This is a genomic window from Nesterenkonia haasae, assembly GCF_010119385.1.
In the GTDB taxonomy this organism is placed as follows: Bacteria; Actinomycetota; Actinomycetes; order Actinomycetales; family Micrococcaceae; genus Nesterenkonia; species Nesterenkonia haasae.
On sequence record NZ_VFIE01000019.1, the window covers coordinates 302,843 to 317,097 of the forward strand.

The 14,255-nt window shown below is 58.0% G+C and carries 12 protein-coding genes; 6 read left to right on the forward strand and 6 right to left on the reverse strand.

From position 1 onward, the window contains the following. Positions 1-174 precede the first annotated feature (174 nt). The 3 genes from FH975_RS08055 to FH975_RS08065 all read right to left on the reverse strand — a co-directional run bounded on the left by FH975_RS08055 (position 175) and on the right by FH975_RS08065 (position 3,002). The gene (locus FH975_RS08055) at positions 175-1,032 is read right to left on the reverse strand and encodes an alpha/beta fold hydrolase (RefSeq protein WP_162320883.1); all 858 of its coding nucleotides are present in this window, start codon (positions 1,030-1,032) and stop codon (positions 175-177) included. A 192-nt stretch (positions 1,033-1,224) separates the two neighbouring features. Beyond that, positions 1,225-2,082 carry an ABC transporter permease gene (locus FH975_RS08060; protein WP_328821826.1) on the reverse strand — a complete coding sequence of 286 codons (858 nt, stop codon included), beginning with the start codon at positions 2,080-2,082 and terminating at the stop codon, positions 1,225-1,227. After that, positions 2,079-3,002, reverse strand: a complete 924-nt coding sequence (locus tag FH975_RS08065) for an ATP-binding cassette domain-containing protein (protein ID WP_162320884.1) — start codon at positions 3,000-3,002, stop codon at positions 2,079-2,081. Before FH975_RS08065 ends, FH975_RS08060 begins: the two co-directional genes overlap by 4 nt. A 64-nt stretch (positions 3,003-3,066) precedes the next feature. Between FH975_RS08065 and FH975_RS08070 the strand changes: the two genes are divergently transcribed. Beyond that, complete coding sequence (locus FH975_RS08070) at positions 3,067-3,843, forward strand: TetR/AcrR family transcriptional regulator (RefSeq protein ID WP_162320885.1); 777 nt, start codon at positions 3,067-3,069, stop codon at positions 3,841-3,843. A gap of 164 nt (positions 3,844-4,007) precedes the next feature. Here FH975_RS08070 and FH975_RS08075 read toward each other — a convergent pair whose 3' ends face one another. Continuing rightward, a complete protein-coding gene (locus FH975_RS08075) occupies positions 4,008-5,171 on the reverse strand; it encodes a glycosyltransferase (RefSeq protein ID WP_162320886.1) in 1,164 nt (387 codons plus the stop codon). A 504-nt stretch (positions 5,172-5,675) separates the two neighbouring features. After that, a complete protein-coding gene (locus FH975_RS08080; protein WP_162320887.1) occupies positions 5,676-6,374 on the reverse strand; it encodes a TetR/AcrR family transcriptional regulator in 699 nt (232 codons plus the stop codon). Between the two features lie 207 nt (positions 6,375-6,581). Between FH975_RS08080 and FH975_RS08085 the strand changes: the two genes are divergently transcribed. The 5 genes from FH975_RS08085 to FH975_RS08105 all read left to right on the forward strand — a co-directional run bounded on the left by FH975_RS08085 (position 6,582) and on the right by FH975_RS08105 (position 11,256). Further along, positions 6,582-7,583 carry an ATP-binding cassette domain-containing protein gene (locus tag FH975_RS08085; protein ID WP_162320888.1) on the forward strand — a complete coding sequence of 334 codons (1,002 nt, stop codon included), beginning with the start codon at positions 6,582-6,584 and terminating at the stop codon, positions 7,581-7,583. Continuing rightward, positions 7,580-8,416 (forward strand): ABC transporter permease, encoded by an 837-nt coding sequence (locus FH975_RS08090; protein WP_162320889.1) that lies wholly within the window; start codon positions 7,580-7,582, stop codon positions 8,414-8,416. Before FH975_RS08085 ends, FH975_RS08090 begins: the two co-directional genes overlap by 4 nt. Before the next feature lie 333 nt (positions 8,417-8,749). Continuing rightward, positions 8,750-9,394 carry a DedA family protein gene (locus tag FH975_RS08095; protein WP_162320890.1) on the forward strand — a complete coding sequence of 215 codons (645 nt, stop codon included), beginning with the start codon at positions 8,750-8,752 and terminating at the stop codon, positions 9,392-9,394. Next, entirely contained in the window at positions 9,391-10,476 is a 1,086-nt protein-coding gene (locus FH975_RS08100) for an inositol-3-phosphate synthase (protein ID WP_162320891.1), read from the forward strand. Before FH975_RS08095 ends, FH975_RS08100 begins: the two co-directional genes overlap by 4 nt. 3 nt (positions 10,477-10,479) lie before the next feature. Continuing rightward, complete coding sequence (locus FH975_RS08105) at positions 10,480-11,256, forward strand: phosphatase PAP2 family protein (RefSeq protein ID WP_162320892.1); 777 nt, start codon at positions 10,480-10,482, stop codon at positions 11,254-11,256. Between the two features lie 768 nt (positions 11,257-12,024). Here the strand turns inward: FH975_RS08105 and helR are convergent. Further along, entirely contained in the window at positions 12,025-14,187 is a 2,163-nt protein-coding gene (helR, locus tag FH975_RS08110) for an RNA polymerase recycling motor ATPase HelR (protein WP_162320893.1), read from the reverse strand. Between the last annotated feature and the right edge of the window lie 68 nt (positions 14,188-14,255).

Genomic DNA, 14,255 nt, shown 5'->3' on the forward strand with positions numbered 1-14,255 from the left:
GAACTTGCTGGGGCACCGCGGAGTTAGCCGCTGCTGATCGGGATGCGGCATTCCCTCGGAGAGGAGAACTTCATGAGCACCGGGTCCACACCGCGTTCCTTGGCCACACTTCATCAGGACGAGGACGGGCTGGCGACCACGCTCCCAAGGCATATCCAACACCAGCTGGTCCGTTCAATGCGTGTGACGTGCAGCGCTCAAATAGTCGAGCAGTAGTTCATTGAAGATCTCTGGCTGGTCCTGGTGTGCCTGGTGCCCCGCGTCGGGAATCTCCGAGTAGCGAGCCTGTGGGTCCCTTTCCAACCAGTGCTGAGCGGTCATCACGGTCAGCCGTCCAGAGCCACTGATATCCTGCTCGCCCCGAATGATGAGCAGTGGAACCTGAATCGAACGACCTTGCAATCCACGCCCAGCCTCCCGAGCTGCTTCCGTGAGCCACCGGAAATTCTCTTTAGTGACATTCTGCGTCACAGTCTGGACGTATTCCTGCGCCTCCGGTGTAAGTGCAGTACCCTTGGGCAATTGCCGCAGGAGCAACGATGTCGGGAGCAAACCAGCGACGCATGCGGAGATGCGCCACAGTGCTGTCATTCGTTTGGCCAGCCGCGGGTTTTCAGGATTGATGCAGGGAGACCCAATCGTCACGAGTCCGGCAACCCGTTCGGGTGCCACCAATGCCACGTGCTGCGAGATCATGCCGCCCAGGGACTGCCCTACAAGGAAAACCGGCTCAATAGGCCCTAGCGCATCTAACACGGCAAGCAGGTCGGTTCCCATTTGGGCTACGGAAGGTCTCTCCACCCCGCGCGGGAGGGATTCGCCGTGACCTGCTACATCCCAGAGAAGCACACAATAACCTGCGGCGACTAAGGGTTGAACTTGAGCGTCGAACATGTGCCGGTCCATCCAACCACCATGGGTGAACACGACCAAAGGTCCATTAGTCGACCCGTGCAGTTCCGCTTTTATTACAGCCTCCGGCCGCTCAATCTGCAGAGGTTGTTGAACCCACCCAGCCTCCCCATCAGTCATGTTTGTCCCTCTCCCCTAAATGCGGACACTGATGATACTTTCACCATTATTCGCGTCTTCTATCGGTACGGAAGCGTCTACGAAGACCTCCTTGAGCTACTACGAGGCGAAACCGGATGTGCTGTTCTTCGGTCCCCAGGAACCGATCGCTGCCTCCTTTGGCTCCGCTATGGGTGCTCTCAACGCTGCAAGCTAGCGAGCGACTTTCTTGGGGAAGAGTACAGCTGCCATCCACACTGCCAGCACTACGAATCCTGTGCACCACAGGATTCCGATCCACCATTCGTTGCCGGGGGTTTCGCCGTTCAGCGAGGCGCGGGAGGCGTCGATGATTGGGGTCATGGGCTGGTGCTGAGCGAAGCCTTGGAGCCAGTTGGGCATCGATTCCACTGGAGCGAAGCCTGATGAGACGTAGGGTAGGAACAGCAGCATAAATCCATATCCGCTGGCTGATTCGGCAGAACCTGCGACCATGCCGAGGACGGCGAAGACGACGGTGATCACCAGGATCCATAGGGCGACCAGTCCGACTGAGCCGGCCAACTGTGCAGCAGATGCATCAGTGCGGAACCCGACAGCCAGCGCGACAGCGAAGACCACCGCGGTGGCCATTAAGTTGCGCACCATTGACGAGACCGTGTGTCCCAGCAGTACGGTGACTGAGGGGAAGGGCATCGTGCGCAGTCGGTTCATAAATCCGGTGGTCATATCGTTACTAACCACCACAGCCGTGTATGAAGCGCCGAAGCCGGCTGCCGTCACCACGATTGCAGGCAGCACATAAGAGAGGTATTGAGCGCTGGAGGTCGCGCCATCGCCGGTGACGTCCATCGCCCCGCCCATCACATAGGTGAAGATCAGCATGAGCATGATCGGCAGGATCACAGCCATCAGCAGAGATTCGGCATCACGAAAGGAGTGCTTGAGACTCCGCACCGAAAAGACAATCAAACCTGTCACGAAGTTAGCGCCAGACATCGGTTCGGCGCTGTGCGTTTCGATGTTGCGGGCAGGCACTCTGGATGTAGGTCGAGTGGCAGTCTTAGTCACTGGGAGACCTCTTTCTTGTCGCTTTTCGTTGTTGGTGATACTGAGGGTGATCGCGCGCCGGTGAGTTCCAGGAAGACCTCATCCAAAGTCGGTTTGCGCACAGTCACGCTGACCTCGGGCCGCTGCTGAGATATGGCTGCCAGTTGCTGAGCCAGGTCCGCGGCATCTCCTTGAGTGGGAAGGGTCTCGATGATGTGCCCGGCATCGTCGTGCAGTTGGATGGTGGAACCGCCAACCCGCTGTTTCAGCTGGACGGCGGTTCCCTCAGCGACGATCCCACCGCCGTGTAGCACCATGATGCGCTCGGCGAGCACATCTGCCTCCTCCAGGTACTGGGTGGTCAGGAAGATCGAGGTCCCGGCAGCAGCCAGAGTATTGATCTCATCCCAGAGCGCCTGCCGGCTGCGGGTGTCCAAACCTGTGGTCGGTTCGTCGAGGAAGATCAGCTGAGGGCCGGCGATGAGACTGGCTGCGATGTCTAGCTTGCGTCTCATGCCGCCCGAGTATGTGGCCACCCGTTTAGCGGCCGCCTTAGACAACTCGAAGCGCTCCAGAAGCTCATCGGACCGCCGTTTGGCGTCACGTCGGGAGAGTCCGAAGAGCTGCCCCATCATCACCATGTTTTCTATACCGGAGAGTGCGCCATCCACCGCTGCATACTGCCCAGTCAGGGAAATCAGGCCTTGGAGCTTTTTGCGGTCACGGTGAACATCGAGGCCCAGTACGCGCGCCTCACCCGAACTGAACGGGATCAGTGTCGAGAGGATATTGACCAGCGTGGTCTTGCCGGCGCCGTTGGGTCCCAACAGGGCATGAACTCCTTGCGGAAGGGTGATGTGTAAGTCGTTCAGGACTTGGTGTTTGCCGTAGCTCTTGGAGAGTCCTGAGATCTCGACGAGTGGCATGTTTGTGTAGGTCATAAACAGATTATGACACACACTGTGTATGAAATGCACCTCCGTAAATGGTGAGAGAATGAAGAACATGGCTGAAACCACTGATACCGGGCTCCCCCGCGCGGTCGCCATCGCTTGGGGAATGCAGGAAGTGCCCCAGCGCGGGCCGAGTCGAGGGATGAGCCATGAACGGATAGTGAAAGCTGCCATCGAGGTTGCCGACAACGAAGGGCTGGCCGCGGTGACCATGCAGGCGGTCGCCAAGCCTTTGGGCTTCACCACGATGTCTCTCTATCGCTACGTCTCCAGTAAGGATGAGCTGCTGAGGCTTATGCAGGATGCCGCACTGACGATTCCTGAGAAAGTCGAACTTCCAACTGACTGGCGAGAGGCGTTACGAGTCTGGGCTGGAGTGGTCCGCGAGGCGTACCGTGCCCACCCGTGGGTGTTGGAGATCCCTCGCGGCCCGGTCTCCATCCTGATGCCGAACAGCGTCCGGGCAGCGAACCTGGGCCTGGGCGCCATGAAGGATCTGCCACTGGCCGACGATGTCAAGATTGGCGTGATCCTGGTAATCTCCCAGCATGTTGCCTCCTCCGTGGAACTGGAGCGAGACCTCGCCCAGGAAGGCATCGTTGCCGTTCCGGCAGAGGGGGTCGCAGTTCTCGCAGAAGTTATTACACCAGAGCGGTTTCCGCACTTGGCGCCGGTGATGAAATCCGGCAACTACATCGATGACGAGGTTCCTGTAGTTGAGAACGGCGACGGCATCGATGCCGAGTACGATCTAGGTCTCAACCTCATCATCTCCGGCCTCGAAACAATGGAACAGCAAGGAACACCGGTCAACGACGCCACCAAGTAGCAGTCAGTCTTGTATCCAACCAAAGAAACTGCTCGTTCCTTGAGTGTTCACCAGGGTCCCAAGCTCTGGACTCACGTCTAGTGCCAAAGTGCCTCCAACGGCGTCTTACTGGGAGCTGTCTGACAGATTCGAGGGGGTTCCGGCAAAGTGAGGAGCCCCCGCTCCTACATGTTTAGTGCTGAGAATGATTTCGCCTGAGCGTTGGCCGTGTCGAGCAACAGCCTCGCAGCTACGGTCGCCCCGTCGGTGCGGATAGCACCGGCCAGAGCGGTGGCGCGTGCCCGAGTCTCAGGGTCCAGCGCAATAGTGAGAGGCCCCGATAGGGACTCAAAACTCGGTGTTGAACCCTCGTGTGCCGCCCCGATTCCCAATTCGGCTACTCTGAGGCCCTGGTAAGGCTGATCCGCCGCTTGGGGCACTACTACTTGTGGAGTGCCAGCCAGGGCGGCGGTCGTCGTAGTGCCAGCGCCTCCGTGGTGCATGATGGCCGCAACCCGGGGAAACAGCGCCTGCTGATTGACATCTCCGACGATGAAGCAGTCGTCCTGGTCGTCAATTGCGGCCAGATCGGCCCACCCGCGTCGGAGGAGCACCCGGCGCCCCTTCGCCCGGATCGCCTCAATGGCTGCCCTTGCACTATCTTGTGTGATGCGCATGCTGCCAAAACCCACATACACGGGCGGGGCACCAGCATCTAGGAATGCCATCAACTCAGCTGCCACGGGCCGATCGTCTCGCAGGATCCACGCAGGGGTGCGCACGGTGCTGCCGCGTCCGGAGGCTCGCTGCGGTGCCAAAACCGGGTCCGCCGCCATCCACGGCTGGTCAGTAAACAGGAACTGACGGATATCATCAACCGGTGGCAGCCCGATAGCGGTCCGATGGGCATTGATCGGCGCGCCAACTAGCCTGTCTCTTTCTGGAGACTCCAGCTCCAGTCCAGGGGAAAAGAGCACAAACCGGTGTGGGATGGACAATTTCTCTGCCACCGACTGGGCAATAAAATGCAACATCCCCGTCGCCAAGAGGAGATCACATCCCTGCGCGGCCTCGGCGAGGATTTCGTATGTTGCGGCGATGTGCCTCGCTACGAACTCGTCAGCGTCCTCTACTCGCTCCTCCGCCGTCGACACTCCGTTCGCCCATGAACTCCACGGCTTTCCGAAAGGGACAAATGGCAACTTGGCACGTGTCATCAATTGTGCAAACTCTTCATCCGGGGGTGCGCATACCTTCACTTCAGCACCCATGGCCCTTACCTGGGTTGCCAACGCGACAACTGGTTCGACGTCTCCTCGTGTCCCATACGTCGCCAATACCACGCGCATTTCATCTCTCCCATTCCTATGATTTAACTTCACAACCAATGATTTTGCGGCATGACCCAGGCCTTGCCACAAGCCCCCTGGTGCGCTATATATTGAGAGTGGCAGGAAAAGGGAGGCTTCCTCCTACTGCCAGCTGTCACTTAAATTCTCTCTATCGAGTGCGACTCTATGGACGAACGATTCGCCCGGAGGATCCACTCAGCCATAAGTCGCCCAATGATTCGGCAACCGACTAAAAGTTCTGGGAGCGTTCCGCCCGTCTTGGACGTAGCGGCCGCAGAGGGCAGAGAAGCTGTTCCAAATCCGTCTCAGCGCACAATGTCATTTATTTGCGCATTACGCATATCGCTCCCGGCACTTGTCCCGAGTGCGCTGGTCCCCGCGGGCATCGCCGCATTCCCAGGAAAGGTAGATCTGGTGGAGACAAGAATAGACACAGCATCGGAGTGGACCACCATGTCCAAATCCACTCTCGTATGAATCTGCCCGCTTGCGTTTTAGGAGCTATGAAGCCGATGGCGGAGAAGCAGGTGATCCGTCTGGCGGGCGAATCAGCGCCTCAATGCCGGCCAGGACCAATTCGAGCCCAGTATGGAACGATCGCTGCGAATCCCGGGCTGCGTCAAATAACTCGCCGAGGGTGCTTCCAACTCGGTCTGACACGGGGTAGTCGTTTTCGCTCATGAGGTGCTCTAAGGCCGGTGCGACGATCGCCCACCATTCAGTATCGGTAAGGCCGGAACGGTTCTCGGACTCGAAGTCACTGCGTTGGTCCCGAGCGGCGCCTTGCACCACATTCAGCAGCGTCGTAAGGCTGGCTTCCATATCCAGGTCAGAGAGGCCGATTCCATCCAGGACTTTCAGCTCGGTCTCGTATTTCCGACTGGCATTAGGTCCCAGGAGGCTTCGCAGATCGTATACGTCAAGCAGCCAAGGATGCCGGATTAATAGTCCCCAGTTGCACATAGCCACTTGCTGTAGGCCGTCTCGCCAGGTACGGGTGTTCGTAGCGTTGGCTTTGTCGCTGTACAGCTCGCCGTAGACAGAATCGACCATCAGCGCCACGAGGTCCTCTTTGCTCGGGACATGAGTGTAAAGCGCCATCGGGCTCACACCGAGTTGCTCGCCAATTTTCCGCATAGAGGTGGCTTCCAGCCCTTGGGCGTCAGCCAGATCAACTCCAGCCTGGACAATCTGCGTCACGCTGATCCCGCTTCGACCAGGCCTGGGGTGATGGCCCCAAAGAAGGTACAAGCTATGCACCAGCTGCGGGGCCGTCTTCTCAGTGCCCATAATTCTCCTGCATTCCGTGATCGGCCAGCCACATATGCCTGCTTATGTGCGAACACGATCAGGCTATCGTAGCCTTGCAGTGTACGCCGTACATTACGGCGTCAGAAAGGTTCAGATATGCAGGACATCGAAACCGCGATCTCACTTGAGGGCGTGCAGAAGAGCTATGGAGGGGCAAAAGGTACGTTGGTGCTGGATAACCTCGACCTCCAGGTTGCGCGCGGCAGCGTACACGGGATGCTGGGACCAAACGGAGCTGGTAAGACCACCGCGGTGCGGATCATGACCACCCTGCTGGCACCCGATGCCGGCAGGGTGGTGGTCGCTGGTGCTGATGCTGTCCACGAGTCTGGGCGGGTGCGTTCGCGAATCGGCTTGGTCGGCCAGTACGCCGCAGTGGACGAGGCACTCAGCGGGCGACAAAACCTAGTGATGTTCGCCCGCCTCAACCGATACCGCCCCGCGTCAGCAACTCGGCGTGCCGATGAGCTTCTGGAAAGATTCGGACTAGGGGAGGCTGCCGACCGTCAGGTCAAGACATACTCAGGTGGCATGCGCCGACGTGTTGATCTTGCAGCGGGTCTTGTCACAGCTCCTGATGTTTTGTTCGTCGATGAGCCGACCACGGGTCTCGATCCTGGGGTGCGCCAGGACGTCTGGACGGCAATCCGTGAACTCGTCCGCGAAGGCACCACGGTGCTACTGACCACTCAATATCTGGAGGAGGCAGATCAGTTAGCCGATCGAATCTCGATGCTCGGGCGAGGTCGCGTAGTAGCCGAGGGCAGCCCAAGCCAGTTGAAAGCGACAGTCGGCGACGACTGGCTTGAGGTGACCCCCGAGAGCGAAGCAGATTGGCCACTGTTTCGCCAGAAACTATCCAAATGGTCAAGCGGGGAGGTCAGTCTCGTCGATGGTGTCATCCGAGTACCGCTGGCCAACCGAAGCTCCTCAATGATAGGGGCCACCGCAGCACTTCATGAAGCCACCTTGCCGGTTCGCGACCTCGCTCTACGCACACCAAGTCTAGACGAGGTCTTCGTCCAAATCAGCGGACAGACAGCGCTCGAAACGCACCACCACATAACCCCGGAAACTGCTGGGAAGGACACCAAATGAACACCTCCACGACTCCCATCACCACTAAGCCTGACGGCTCGACCTCTCCGGCAGCTCGCGCACTCGCTGACACCTGGACTATCACTCTCCGAGACCTCCAACACTGGCGCCACATGCTTGGGACCAGGATCTTCAACTGGGTTTGGCCGATCATCTTGATGACACTTTTCTTGGGACTGATGGGAGGCGCACTCGGCTACGCCCTGGGTGGAAGCTACCTGAACTTCGTGATGCCCGGGGTGCTGGCGATGACAGTCTTCCTGGGGCTCGAGGGAACGATGGCGGCAGTAAGTCAAGACTCTTCTCGCGGGGTCACAGACCGTTTCCGCTCGTTGCCGATGAGTGGCATCGCGGTGGTCGGGGGGCGCTGTATCGCAGATCTGTTGGATTCCCTGGTCTCGCTCACTGTGGTGTTTGGCGCTGGCCTAATATTTGGGTGGCGACCCGATACCACCGGCGCCGAGGCACTCGCCGTCCTGGGGCTCTTGCTATTGCTCCGGGTAGCGATGCTCTGGACCGGCATCTTCGTAGGGCTAAAAGCGCCTACTCCTGAGTCCCTGGGTCCGATTAACATGTTGGTCTGGCCGATCCTGTTCTTTTCCAGCGTCTTTGTCGACACTGCGACCATGCCCCGATGGCTGGGAACCATCGCTGACGCCAACCCCCTTTCCGCCACCGCGACCACGGTTCGCGAACTCCTCGGTGCACCTATGACCGGTGGTGAGACATGGTTTGCCGAACACGCTTCGACCTTCGCAGTGGTTTGGCCTGGACTACTCATTGCGATATTTCTGCCTTTGGCAGTGTCGACCTATCGGCACCTGCGCAGCTGACCGCCACGGCGGGCACGAGCGTGACAGGTTGCACCGGCTATTCGAGAGCGTGGGCTAGTGAAGCTTTGGCGTTTCCGATGGATAAGACAACTTTAGAATCGACGCAGCTTCATGCCATATCTCAGTCTCAATCGAATGTGCATTGGATACACAGTGTGTGTAATACTCTGTGTATGACCTACACGGATTATCGGCTGGACCTGTCAGGCAGCTTTAACTCAACGACCTGCGCTCGGTGTCTGAGCGAGCAGATCTGATCCCATGTTGGCTTTTGACTTTTCGGAGTCCTACACGAAGTGGGGTTTCTGGTTATTCCTAGTACAGGGATTGGCCGTGGCACTGACTGCTCTGGTGCCGCCCTTGCCTTCAGAGTTCATGGTCATCGCTTCCGGGGCTTTGGCCGCAGAAGGTCTCGTACCGATCCATGGTGCATTCTTTGCAACTTTCGCCGGCTGCCTGGCAGGTGATATCGGGCTCTACGCGCTGTTTAGGTACAAGTTCATCCGGGTGCTCTATCGCTGGAGGTGGGGGCGCCTGCTGCATCGGAAGATTCTTCGGATTTCTTTGCACGCTGGCGGCCCCTCCACCTGGGCAGGGCTGCTGGTGGTCTTCGCTATGCCGTTTGGCCGGTCAGCTGCTATGGCTACTGCCGGGATGATGCGAATGAGCTGGGCCCGGCTTCTGAGCTTGGCCATCACGGGAGGATTCATGTGGTCCTGGTGGCTGATCGGCCTGGGCTTTCTACCCACCTCTGCCACGGATCTCCCGCCCTGGCTGAGCACGGTTCTTGGAATCACCGTTGGCTCTGCCGCAGGGGCAGCAATCGCTTACATCGGCACCCGCAGACGTCGCGCGCAGCGCCAACACAGACTCGAGGCCTCTCCTCGTAAACATGTAGTCCCCGCAGGGGAACCCCCGAAGAGAGAAACCACCTCACGATGCCAGATACACCCAACTCTAGAAGGAGACCACTCATGAATAACCACCCTATCCGTGTGGCTTTGGTAGGTATCGGCAATTGTGCCGCCTCCCTGGCCCAAGGTGTGGAGTACTACAAGGATGCCCCCGAGGACCAGGACGTGCCTGGGCTGATGCACCTGCGCTTCGGCAACTACCACGTCGGTGATATTCAGTTCGCGGCCGCTTTCGATGTCGATGACAACAAAGTAGGCAAAGACCTCTCCGAGGCCATCCATGCCAGCCAGAACAATACGCTCACTTTCGCCGAAGTCCCCCACAGCAACCTCATCGTAGAGCGCGGACCCACACTCGACGGCCTGGGCGAGTACTACCGCCAGACCATCAGCGAGTCCCCCCTGGAACCAGTCGACGTAGTTGCCACGCTGAAAAAAGCCGAAGTCGATGTCATTGTCTGCTACCTACCCGTCGGCTCAGATGAAGCCACTCAGTTTTACGCCCAAGCAGCCATCGATGCTGGCTGCGCGTTCGTCAACGCACTGCCAGTCTTCATCGCCAGCACCAAGAAGTGGGCTGATAAGTTCACCAGGGCAGGACTGCCGATCATCGGCGATGACATTAAATCCCAAGTCGGAGCCACTATCATCCACCGGAAACTAGCTCACCTATTTGAAGACCGCGGAGTCCACCTGGACCAGACATATCAGCTGAACTTCGGCGGGAACATGGACTTCAAGAACATGCTTCAACGCGACCGACTGGAATCCAAAAAGACCTCTAAGACCCAGGCAGTAACCTCCAGCACCACCGCGGATCTCCGAGAACGAGATGTTCACATAGGTCCCAGCGACTATGTTCCCTGGCTAGATGACCGCAAGTGGGCATACATCCGGCTAGAGGGCCGCAACTTCGGTGACGCGCCCCTCGCGATTGAGCTGAAACTGGAAGTCTGGGATTCCCCGAACTCCGCCGGAGTGATCATCGACGCCATCCGCGCGGCCAAAATCGGCTTGGATCGCAAACTCGGCGGACCACTGATCTCAGCCTCAGCCTACTTTATGAAATCCCCACCACAGCAGTACCATGACGATCTCGCCCATGAGTACGTGGAGGCTTTTATCCGCGGCCACGGGAGCCCTTGATTGGTGAACCTCTCCACTTCGGCCGCTACCTCATCCATACCAAGGCAGAAACCAAGACATCACGGCACGCTGCCATTCCTGCTACGCCAGTCTCTGGTAGTCCTAGTAGCAGTCATCACCTACTTCGGAGTCCGACATTTCACTGAAGGGAGCACAGAAAACGCCACACGCAACGCCGAGCTGGTCATCAACCTCCAAGAGAGGATCGGCATCAGTGTAGAACGTGACTTCCAGGCCTGGGCACTAGAACTGCCTGGAATACAGCAGGCCATGAACACGATCTACATATGGGGGCACTGGCCAGTCATCGTGACAACACTGGGTTGGTTGGCCTGGAAGAAACGCGAGAAGTTCACACTCTACCGAAACACCTTAGTAATCTCCGGACTAGTGGGAATGGTCATCGTTGCCACCTTCCCCATGGCACCGCCACGACTACTCGACATCGGAGTCATAGATACCGTCACCATGCACTCCGAAGCTTACCGAGTACTACAGCCCCCGTCGTTGACCAACCAGTACGCAGCCATGCCAAGTTTCCACTTCGGCTGGAACCTACTCATAGGAATCGCACTGGCACGAGAAGCACCTGCCTTATGGGCCCGGATCATCGGATGGGGACTACCACTGCTCATGCTGCTCAGCATCGTAATCACCGGCAATCACTTCATCCTCGACGCCGCGGCCGGGGCAGCGATCATCCTAACGAGCCTAGCCGTCAGCACACGCCACCAACGAAGAATCGACACCAAAGACTCCACAGAACCACCCAACACCTAAGCACAACCGATCGCTCTTTTTTGCATTGTCAATCCCGACCGCGGTGACCTCCATAATCATCCGCCTACTAGTCTTCTAGATACCCCGCCCGCGCAGTAATCTGCAGACTACAACGCCGACATCACCGAACGTTCCAAAAGCCTAACCAGCACCAGAACCAATCGAAGAGAATCTCTCGAGATAAATACTGAATTAGGCATACTCAAACAGATTACATAATTTATATTATATATTGATAGAACGGTGCTGCGGTGGTTATCTCTGCCTCGGCAATTCCACCAGTAGGGGCCGAGTTCACATAATGTAGCCTCACACCGTTCCCACAATCACTGGTGAATAGTGAACTTGCACTGGTCCAATGATTTCGGCCATCGACATTCATCTGTAGGCCGGGCTTCAGCAACTGGGGAATCGTTTTTGCGACTTTCTTATTGGGCGTATCTCGATCTCTGCTGCCCACACGTGGAGGCACCACAGCTTGCATTGCTGGACCGTGCCAAGCTCTCTGATTCTGATTGCTAGCCGAAGGCGAGGTATCACCAAAACATAACATTGCGATTTGCTCGGGATGGCCACGGTCTGGTCCTGAGATGCTCCCGCGACGACGACGCGATCATGACCAATACGACCGACATAATGGACCGATACCCAAGATGTTCGCAATCCAGCCCAGTTTTTCGGGACGGGTCTCCCGCCGAAGCCGGTCGGGGTGGCCAGTCTCGGTGTTCTGCGCTTCCATCGCCTGGGTACGCTAACACGTGGAACACCCTAACTGTGGGTGAGGATGACGAGCTGCTGGGTTGCTCGGGTCATCGCGACGTAGTGGTCGACAGCCTTTCCACCGCCGACGCTTAAGTCATCTGGTTCGACGAGGACAACGAAGTCGAATTCAAGACCTTTGACGTCTTCGGGCATCATCGATCTTACCCTCGGCCTCGCTGCGAATGCGGGAGCTCCTATCACGCAGGCAATACCGTCTTCATGCCTGACGAGCCAGTCTTGTATAACCTGATCTAAGTCGCTTGCGGAGCGTTGGGTTACCGGGATACCGGTGTTGCGGATGGATTCGGGGACGTTTGCGTCCGGCAGGATGCGGCGGATCACTAGTCCGGCCTCTGCCATGATCTCTTTGGGTGTGCGGTAGTTGATGCTGAGAGTAGTTCGGGTGATGGTTTGGAGTCCGACCCGCTGAAGTCGCTCCTGCCAGGTCTCAGTAAATCCTTGCCTGGCTTGGGCACGGTCACCGACGATAGTGAGACTTCGGGAAGGGCATCGACGAAGGACCATATCCCACTCGGTATCGGTAAGTTCCTGTGCTTCATCAACAATGATGTGTCCGAACGGACCGGCAAGAATGTCCGGGTCTGTATGAGGCAGGGCAGCATCATCGACCAGAGGGCGCTGTAAATCGTCCTGACGCAGCATCGTCACCAGACCTTCTCCGTCATTACCGTCACGATCTGCAGAAATTAAGTCGTCGACGACTAAGGACATCTGTTCACGCTCCGCATTAATGGCCGCTTGGCGCCGACGTTCCTGCCGTGCGTGTTCAGGATCACCGATCCTCTGACGAGCTGCATCCAGGAGAGGCAGATCAGAGACGGTCCACGCCCGTGGTTCCTCACGTTGGAGCAGCTCCAATTCTTTGGGAGTGAGCCAAGGGGCGCACTTGCCAAGGTATTCCGGTGCGGACCATAAATCGGCGACCACGCTCGTAGGATCTAGAAGGGGCCATGCCGATACGATCCTCTGCTGGAGCTCCTCGTCCTGTGCTGCGTATTTGCGCAGCTGGGAAATCGACAATTCGTCATACCCATCGATCTTGTCCGTCAGGATTTCCACAAGAGATTCCCACACTTGGGGGCGAGCTTGATTATGCGGTGTGCCAGGGTCAACGGCGTCAAACGCTTCGCGCCATTCTTCCGGGCCGATCCAGAGATCTGCCCAAGGGGTCTCAACGCTCATGCCTTGTGTAGGCGGCTGTTCGTGGAGAGTCACAGCTACCTCGATGGCTTCCAAGAGGCGCCTGGAGGATTTGAGATGAGCCACTTCCGGATCAGGCTCATCTATGGCGGAGTTTCCCTCGACTAAGAAATCGCGGAGGGTGCAGATCTGTACGTTGTCCTCACCGAGGCTGGGCAGGACATCCTCCACATATGATCGGTACGCCTGGGTGGGGCCAATAAAAAGCAACCCTCCCCTACCACTGGTTAGGCGGGGCTCCGAATAGATGAGGCGAGCGGCCCGGTGCAACGCCACCACGGTCTTTCCGGTGCCAGGACCGCCATCAACGACAAGTGCACCAAGGGACCCAGCCCGAATGATAGCGTCCTGGTCGGCCTGGATCGTAGCGAGCACGTCCCGCATCTGCGGTGAGCGGCTGGCGCCCAAGCTGGCGATGAACGCCGACTGATCATCGAGGGCGGCTCGCCCGTTCAGTTCTTCCGGGGCGAACACCTCGTCCCAGTAGTCGACGACCTGCCCATGGGCCCATCGGTAGCGGCGACGGCTGATCAAACCCATCGTAGTGGCATGTGTCGCCGCGAAGAATGGCTCAGCCGCTGGGGCGCGCCAATCGACGAGTAGCCGTCGTCCGTCCGAGTCAGTAAGGCCGCTCCGGCCAATGTAGATAGGTTCTGGATGATCAGTTCTAACGATCCGGCCCAGGCACAGGTCCATACCAAAGCGTTGCAGGACGTTGAGCTGTCTTGCGTATCGGTGGATTTCTGCGTCTCGCTGGACTCCCGCCTGACCCCTGCCGCCGGGCTCACGACGCAGTGTACTGAGACGGCCTGTGAGGTCAGTGATCTTCTGCCGGAGGCTGTCCGCAATCCTTGAGAGATGCTGATCGTCATGAGCGATCAGTTGGGGATCGGTCTTAACGGAAAGTCGGTCGGGGATGTTGAAGGGACTGGTCGCAGAAGGTCTCATGACGGTTCCGTTCTTGAGAGTCAGTTGGTACTGGTACTTGGGTGGGTATTCCGCTAGGGAAAGTTGAG